5 protein-coding genes and 1 pseudogene are annotated in these 7499 nt (G+C 59.4%); 3 read left to right on the top strand and 3 right to left on the bottom strand.

The features are described from left to right. From NH344_RS17725 to NH344_RS17735, 3 genes and pseudogenes are all read left to right on the top strand, one after another. A partial coding sequence (locus NH344_RS17725) for an efflux RND transporter periplasmic adaptor subunit (protein WP_290444079.1) occupies positions 1 to 224 on the top strand: 224 nt, incomplete at its 5' end. A 13-nt stretch (positions 225 to 237) separates the two neighbouring features. Then, a pseudogene (locus NH344_RS17730) lies at positions 238 to 3338 on the top strand (CusA/CzcA family heavy metal efflux RND transporter). A gap of 26 nt (positions 3339 to 3364) precedes the next feature. Further along, the gene (locus tag NH344_RS17735; RefSeq protein WP_253028252.1) at positions 3365 to 3820 is read left to right on the top strand and encodes a HupE/UreJ family protein; all 456 of its coding nucleotides are present in this window, start codon (positions 3365 to 3367) and stop codon (positions 3818 to 3820) included. Between the two features lie 80 nt (positions 3821 to 3900). Here the strand turns inward: NH344_RS17735 and NH344_RS17740 are convergent, their stop codons facing one another. From NH344_RS17740 to NH344_RS17750, 3 genes are all read right to left on the bottom strand, one after another. Further along, positions 3901 to 4851: a cation diffusion facilitator family transporter gene (locus tag NH344_RS17740; protein WP_253028253.1), complete on the bottom strand. Its 951-nt coding sequence runs from the start codon at positions 4849 to 4851 to the stop codon at positions 3901 to 3903. Positions 4852 to 5019: 168 nt separating this feature from the next. Continuing rightward, positions 5020 to 6251, bottom strand: a protein-coding gene (locus NH344_RS17745) for an IS3 family transposase (protein ID WP_253028254.1) whose coding sequence is annotated in 2 segments (ribosomal slippage) — positions 5020 to 5958 and positions 5961 to 6251 — 1230 coding nt in all. Because the reading frame shifts where the segments join, the coding sequence is not laid out codon by codon here. A 223-nt stretch (positions 6252 to 6474) separates the two neighbouring features. After that, on the bottom strand, positions 6475 to 7212 hold the full coding sequence (locus tag NH344_RS17750; RefSeq protein WP_253028255.1) for a peptidoglycan-binding protein: 738 nt from the start codon (positions 7210 to 7212) through the stop codon (positions 6475 to 6477). Between the last annotated feature and the right edge of the window lie 287 nt (positions 7213 to 7499).

Genomic DNA, 7499 nt, shown 5'->3' on the forward strand with positions numbered 1-7499 from the left:
CCTTGGTGGTTGACAACCGCGCCCTGCAATCCTTCCGGGACTGGACCGTGGTGTTTATTCAGGTGGATGACACCTACGAGATCCGCCCACTGGAGCTGGGCCGCAGCGACGGCAACCTGACTGAGGTACTGGGCGGCCTGCAAGCAGGCGATCGCTATGTGGTGGAAAACAGTTATTTGATCAAGGCCGATATCGAAAAATCCGGCGCATCCCACGACCACTAACCAGGAGGCTATGATGATCAATGCCATCTTACGTCTCTCGGTAGAGCGACGGTTTTTAATGTTATCCCTTATTCTGGTGCTGGTCGGCGTGGGCGTGTGGAGTTTTCAGCGCCTGCCCATCGACGCGGTGCCGGATATCACCAATGTCCAGGTACAGATCAACACCGAGGCACCGGGCTATTCGCCTCTGGAGGCGGAGCAGCGCATTACCTTTCCGGTGGAAACAGCCTTGTACGGCCTGCCCAACCTGTCCTATACCCGGTCCCTGTCCCGCTACGGCCTGTCCCAGGTCACGGTGGTGTTCGAGGAAGGCACGGACATCTATTTCGCCCGCAATCTGATCAATGAGCGATTGGGCGCCATCAAGAGCGCGCTGCCCCCCGGGCTGGAGCCGGAGATGGGTCCCATCGCCACCGGTCTTGGCGAGATCTTCATGTACACCGTAGAAGCCCTGCCCGGCGCCGCTCAAGCGGATGGCAGTCCGCTGGACGCTACGGCACTGCGGGAGATCCAGGACTGGATCATCAAACCCCAGTTGGCCCAGGTGCCCGGCGTGATCGAAGTCAACACCATTGGCGGCTACGACAAGCAGTACCACGTCACGCCGTCGCCCCAACGGTTGCTGGAGTTCGGCATCACGGTGGATGAACTGGTCAGCGCCCTGCGGGCCAATAACACCAATCGCGGCGCCGGCTATATCGAACGCAACGGCCAACAGCTGTTGGTGCGCTCGCCCGGGCAGCTGGCCACCATTGGCGATATTGAACAGGTGGTGATTGCCAACCGGGATGGTGCGCCAGTCCGGGTAGCCGATGTAGCTGAAGTGGCCATTGGCAAGGAGCTGCGCACCGGAGCCGCCACCCGCGACGGCAAGGAAACGGTGCTGGGTACCGCCATGATGTTGGTGGGAGAGAACTCCCGTGCCGTCGCACAGGCGGTGGCCGAAAAGCTGGAGGCCATCCAGCCCTCGCTACCCGACGGGGTCAAGGTGGAGGCGGTGTACAATCGTACGACCCTGGTGGACAAGGCCATTGCCACGGTGGAAAAGAACCTGCTCGAAGGGGCGCTGCTGGTGATCGTGGTGTTGTTTCTGTTGCTGGGCAACCTGCGTGCCGCCTTGATTACCGCCGCGGTGATCCCCTTGTCCATGCTCGCCACCATCACCGGCATGGTGCAAACAGGCGTGTCTGCCAACCTGATGAGTCTGGGCGCACTGGACTTCGGCCTGATCGTCGATGGCGCGGTGATCATCGTCGAGAACTGTATCCGGCGACTGTCCCAGGCTCAGCACAATGGTCAGCTGGCCCTCAAGGAGCGGCTGCAACTGGTGTTCGAGGCCACCAACGAAGTCATTCGTCCCAGCCTGTTCGGTGTCGCCATCATTACCGTGGTGTACCTGCCGATCTTTTCTCTCACCGGTGTCGAGGGCAAGATGTTCCACCCCATGGCGGCCACCGTGGTAATGGCACTGCTATCCGCCATGGTGCTGTCGCTGACTGTGGTGCCGGCCGCCGTGGCGGTGTTCCTGCGGGGCAAGATCAGCGAAAAGGAAAGCCCGGTGATCAGTGGCGCCAAGTCGCTTTACAAGCCCGCGCTGTTGGTTGCCATGAAGTTACGCTGGCTGGTACTGGGCGGCGCTACCGCGCTGGTGGTGGTCTGTGTTTGGCTGGCGACCACTCTGGGTTCGGAGTTTATTCCGCAACTGGATGAAGGGGATATTGCGTTGCACGCTCTGCGCATTCCGGGGACGGGGCTGGAGCAATCCATCGAGATGCAGTCGCAGCTGGAAGAACGGCTGAAGGCGTTCCCGGAAGTGGACAAGGTGTTCGCCAAGATCGGCACGCCAGAAGTGGCCACCGACCCCGTGCCCCCGAGCGTCGCTGACAACTTTGTCATCATCAAACCGCGCGACCAGTGGCCCGATCCCGACAAAACCAAGGATGAACTGGTGGCGGAAATTGAAGAAGCCGTGACCCAACTGCCTGGCAACAAATACGAGTTCACCCAGCCCATTGAGATGCGCTTCAACGAGCTGATCTCTGGGGTGCGGGCCGACCTCGGGATCAAGGTGTTTGGCGATGATATGGATCAGCTGTTGGCGTCGGCAAAGGCAGTCCAGGCGGTACTTGGAACCGTCGAGGGTGCGGAGGATATTCTGGTCGAACAGGTCACTGGGCAGCCCATGTTGTCGGTCCATCCCAAACGCATGGTGCTGTCACGCTACGGCCTGAATGTCGAAGACTTGCAAGCACTGGTGGCGACCGGTATCGGTGGCGAAAACGCCGGATTGATCTACGAGGGTGACCGCCGCTTTGAGTTGGTGGTACGCCTGCCGGAAACAGTCAGGCGTGACATCGACAGCTTGGCCTTTCTGCCCATTCCCTTGCCGGACGGCGGCTATGTGCCACTGTCGGAAGTCGCCGAGCTGGAACTGGCACCGGCACCCGCCCAAATCAGCCGGGAAAATGGTAAGCGCCGGGTGGTGGTTACCGCCAACGTGCGCGACCGTGACCTGGGCGGATTTGTCGAGGAAGCACAGGCGCGAATCGCACAGGAGGTGGACCTGCCTGATGGTTACTGGCTGGATTACGGCGGCACCTTCGAGCAACTGCAATCGGCCAGCGCGCGTCTCGCCATTGTTGTACCGATCACGCTGGTGATCATCATTGGCCTGCTGATCATGGCGTCCGGTTCGGTGAAAGACGCCTTGATTATTTTCACCGGCGTACCGCTTGCGCTCACTGGCGGGATTTTATCCCTGTGGTTGCGGGACATGCCGCTGTCGATTTCCGCAGGCGTGGGCTTTATTGCGCTCTCCGGCGTCGCAGTTCTCAATGGTCTGGTGATGGTGGCCTTTATCCGCGACCTGTGGCACGAGCAGGGCGACCTGATGAAAGCGATCGTCGAAGGCGCCCTGATCCGCCTGCGACCGGTACTGATGACGGCCCTGGTCGCGAGCCTCGGCTTTGTTCCCATGGCGCTCAACACCGGCACCGGCGCGGAAGTACAGCGGCCGCTGGCGACGGTGGTGATCGGGGGATTATCTCGTCGACGTTGTTGACGCTGTTCGTGCTGCCGGTGCTTTACGCGCTGTTGCATCGCAAGAAAGCCTAAACGCAGAGGACCTGAACGGGTTCCGGGTGCGCCCGGAACCCATCGCCGTAAGAAAGTCTGGCAGCCACAGTGCGGCTGTGGGCATGCCCGCCATTCAAATCCGTAATTCATGTCTGATCGGTTCGGTCATCACGGCCAGACTTTTAATTATTACCCTTCTGTCCCTTACCAGTGTCACTGCCTGGGCATACCTCGGCGAAGACCAGGCTCGGATACTCAATGCGGGCTACCGGAAATACATCCGGCTCGGCGCCATCCATATGCTGACCGGATACGATCATTTACTGTTTCTGTTCGGCGTCATGTTCTTTTTGACGCGCTTTGGCGAAATCATCAAGTTCATCACCGCCTCCATCGTCGGCCATTCCGTTACCCTGGTGTTAGCCACACTGTTTGGTATTATCGCCACTTACTACATGCACTGGATGCTGGCCGTTTACAGATTGACTGTTCAATCCAGTCAGCTAAAGCGGGAGAAGTGAGAAGGTAAGAGCGAGATTCGCCTTCACTGTGCTGCTTCGATACACCCTTTCGCTCTGCGCGGCGTATGATCTCCTGGCCATCACTTCATCTGTTCCGAATCACCGGCTCCGCAGTCGGGGTCGGCCTCGCAAGCTTGCCGGATAGCCGCATCCTCAGGTTGCAGAGTGCTGTGCGCTATGCCGAAACGCTCCCGGAGCATTGTTTGCAGTTGCGGGTGTACGGCCTCCCAGCGAACCATCGTCTCCAAATCGACGTGCGCGGCCAGCGCGTGGCTACTCGAGGACAAGCTCCAGATATGCATGTCATGGACCGCGCGTACGCCCTCGACCTCGGTTAGGGCCTGGCCGACTTCACGGGCATCGACGCCGTGCGGCACAGCTTCCATCAATACCCGGGTCACCTCGCGCAGCAGCCGAACGGCGGATAGTAGAATCAACACGCTGACGAATAGCGACAATATCGGGTCGACAATGGACGGGCCGCCCAGGTAAATGGTCGCGCCAGTGGCCACCGCTGCGACTGAGCCCAATAGATCGCCCATCACATGCAGTAGCGCGCCCCGCACGTTCATGGTCTGCTCGCCACGCATCAGTACCCAGGCAACGATGATGTTGACCAGCAAACCAAGCCCGCCGATAACCAGGACCACGCCACCGTCGACCTCCGGCGTATCCGCCATACGACGGATCGCCTCGTAGGCGATGTAGACGATTACCCCGAACATGAACAGGACGTTGAACAGCGCGCCGAGCACTTCCGCGCGCTGTAAGCCAAAGGAATGCTTGCGTGAAGCGGGCTTGCTCGCCAGCCACGCGGCAAGGGCACCGACCGCCAACGCCAGCGAATCCGTGAGCATGTGACCGGCGTCCGACAGCAGTGCCAGTGAGTCGGCCATTATACCGCCTACCACTTCGACGATCGCAAAGCCGGTGGTGAATACCAGTGCGAACAGCAACGTTTTGCCGCTACCGTGGCTGTGGCCGTGATTATGGCTATGATTGCTACCGTGGCTATGGTGGTGACTAGACACGCTTAGACTCCCTGTGCTGTTCCTGAATAAATAATGACCGCGCAGACGTGTAGCGATTCTCTCCAACGGAATCAGTGGCCTTTCCCGTTGGGGTATAAGTAGAATCGTGGTATTAAAAACCCTGTAGTTTAAAGTGGACCCCATCGTCAAGACAGAAAACGTCCCGATTTAAGTTATCGTCTCGGCCTTGGCTGCAGCTGCACAGCGCTGCCCTGTGTCATGGTCCTGAGCGGTGTCACGTTGATGACCAAAGTGATCGGGAATGGCGGCACCGCCGCCAGTCCCCAACGCATACACGGTGTCCGGGGTCTGGTTCTCCAGCGACTGGTGAGGCCGCTGGGCGTTGTAGAACGAGAAGTACGCGGATAGGCCGAGGGTCAGCTCTCCCAAGCTCGCATAGCCCTTCACATACACGTCCTCGTACTTGACCGTCCGCCATAGCCGCTCGACGAAGATGTTGTCGAACGCGCGCCCACGGCCGTCCATGCTGATGGCGACGCCGGCTTGCTTGAGCACCCCCGTGAAGGCCTGGCTCGTGAACTGCGAGCCTTGGTCACTGTTGAAGATCTCCGGCGTGCCATGTAGCCGCAGGGCGCTTTCCAAGGCGTCGACGAAGAAGGACGCCTCCATGGTATTGCTCACCCGCCAGCTGAGCACCTTGCGGCTATACCAGTCGATGATGGCGACCAGGTACACGAAGCCGCGCGCCACCCGAATGTACGTCACATCGGTACTCCACACCTGATTGGGGCGTGTGATCGACACGCCGCGCAGCAGGTACGGGTAGACCTTGTGCTCAGGATGCGGCCGGCTGGTCATGGGGCCCGGCGCCATACCTGCCAACCCCATGCCGCGCATCAGCCGCTGCACGCGCTTGCGATTGACGCGAAAGCCATGGCGACCGAGTTCCACGACCATCCGGCGGCTACCGTAGAACGGCCATTGCGTGTAGATCTCATCGATCGCATGGCAGAGTTCGACATCCTGCTCGGAAGGCTCCGTTGGCTGCCGTTGAGCGTAAACGGTGGACCTGGCGACCTCTGCCAGGGCGCACTGGCGGAGCAGCGGCACTCGGTCGGCCGCGTCGATCCAGCCGCGGCGGATCATGGCAGGTTGATTCCGGATTTTTTTTTCAGCCAGTCGAGCTCCATCTTCAGACGGCCGATTTCCCCGTAGAGCTTCTCGTCTGACTGGTACTCGGGCTTTGGCTTTGGCCCGCGCTTCTTGTCGAACAAGGAGGCGGAGTCCGCCAGGAGGGCCTTCTTCCACTGACCGACCTGCACAGGGTGGACACCGAATTCCTGAGCGATTTCGTTCGCCGTCTTCAGGCCACGGACAGCCTCCAGGGCGACCTTGGCCTTCAGCTCCGGTGAGTGGGTGTTACGTTTCTGTTTCGACATCTCTGGTCCCTTCGAAATCGGCCTCGGCATATCTTAAACCAGTGTCTTGATTTCAGGGTCCACTATAGTTACTATAGTGTCAAGGTGAGGAGATGATCAGCTGAGATTAGATTAAGTACCGGCGGACGCTTGCGAGACAATTCGTTGCGTCTCGGGCACGTTGCAATGGTGATCGCGCAGTAACTGCCCGCACGTCTTGATGCTCGCTCAGTACAGATATGCGTCAGCTTCCCAGCCCGGCCGATACGAGTGTAAAAACCACGAACCCACCCGTGAACGCTAACACTGAGATTCGGGTATCTTCGGCGCTTTCATGGGCTTCGGAAAGCATGTCCTCCACCGCTGCGACCGTCAGCAGGCCCGCTGCAAAGGTCAGCATTCCCATCTGGAGGGCATCGCTTTGGCCGCGCAGCAGGTAGTAAGACAGAATGGCAGCGCCCACTATCGGGATGACGAACGAGGCGGACAGCAGCATTCTTTTTGCTCGGGGGATACCTTTGCCCTTCATGTTAGCAATCGTTGCATAGCCCTCGGGACCGTCTGCCAGGACCTGACCCAGCGCCAAAACGAGTGCCATCGAGAATGAGATAGCGGAGCCGGTGCCGATCAATAAGCCATCACTGAACAGATCCACGGAGACAGCCACGTAAATCATCCACATGCCGAGGTTGGACCCGCCCTGCTCGCTCCGGCTGCCCTGTAACTTTTCAACAAAGCCTTCAATGGCAATATAACCCGCCCCGCCCAGTCCAAACCCCAGGGCGATGACCCAGGCGGACGTCTTTGCCAGCGCCTCGGGCATTATTTCGATGGCGACCACGGCGACTACGATGCCCGCAGCGCCATGGAGCACGTTGTTGAGCCGGTTTTTAGGCACGGTGGTAAACTCGGCCAACACGCCACCGGCGAAATTGCCCAGGGCCGGTAGTATTGCCAGCCCGATAACGGTCCATATATCCATGATGCCTCCTGGTTGTGACGCCCCGCTCATCCCTTGCTAGCCCGAGGGTACACCACAACGGTCGATTAGTGCAAGAAGCTTGGCTATGCGCTATTGGCAACGCGGCGATCTACTTTTGTGCTTGAATGCGCTCAATGTCTGTAGTTAAGCGCTAGCTGATTTGTAACTATTCAGCACCGGTTGGCTGAGTCGGGGCTTCTTGCTGCATGAAGGCTGGCACCTCCCCCGCAAACAGTTGCTCCAGTGCGGTATGCGCCGCTACCCCTTGCTTGACGGCGGTCGAGAGA

Source organism: Halomonas sp. Ps84H-12 (assembly GCF_024124725.1).
In the GTDB taxonomy this organism is placed as follows: Bacteria; Pseudomonadota; Gammaproteobacteria; order Pseudomonadales; family Halomonadaceae; genus Vreelandella; species Vreelandella aquamarina.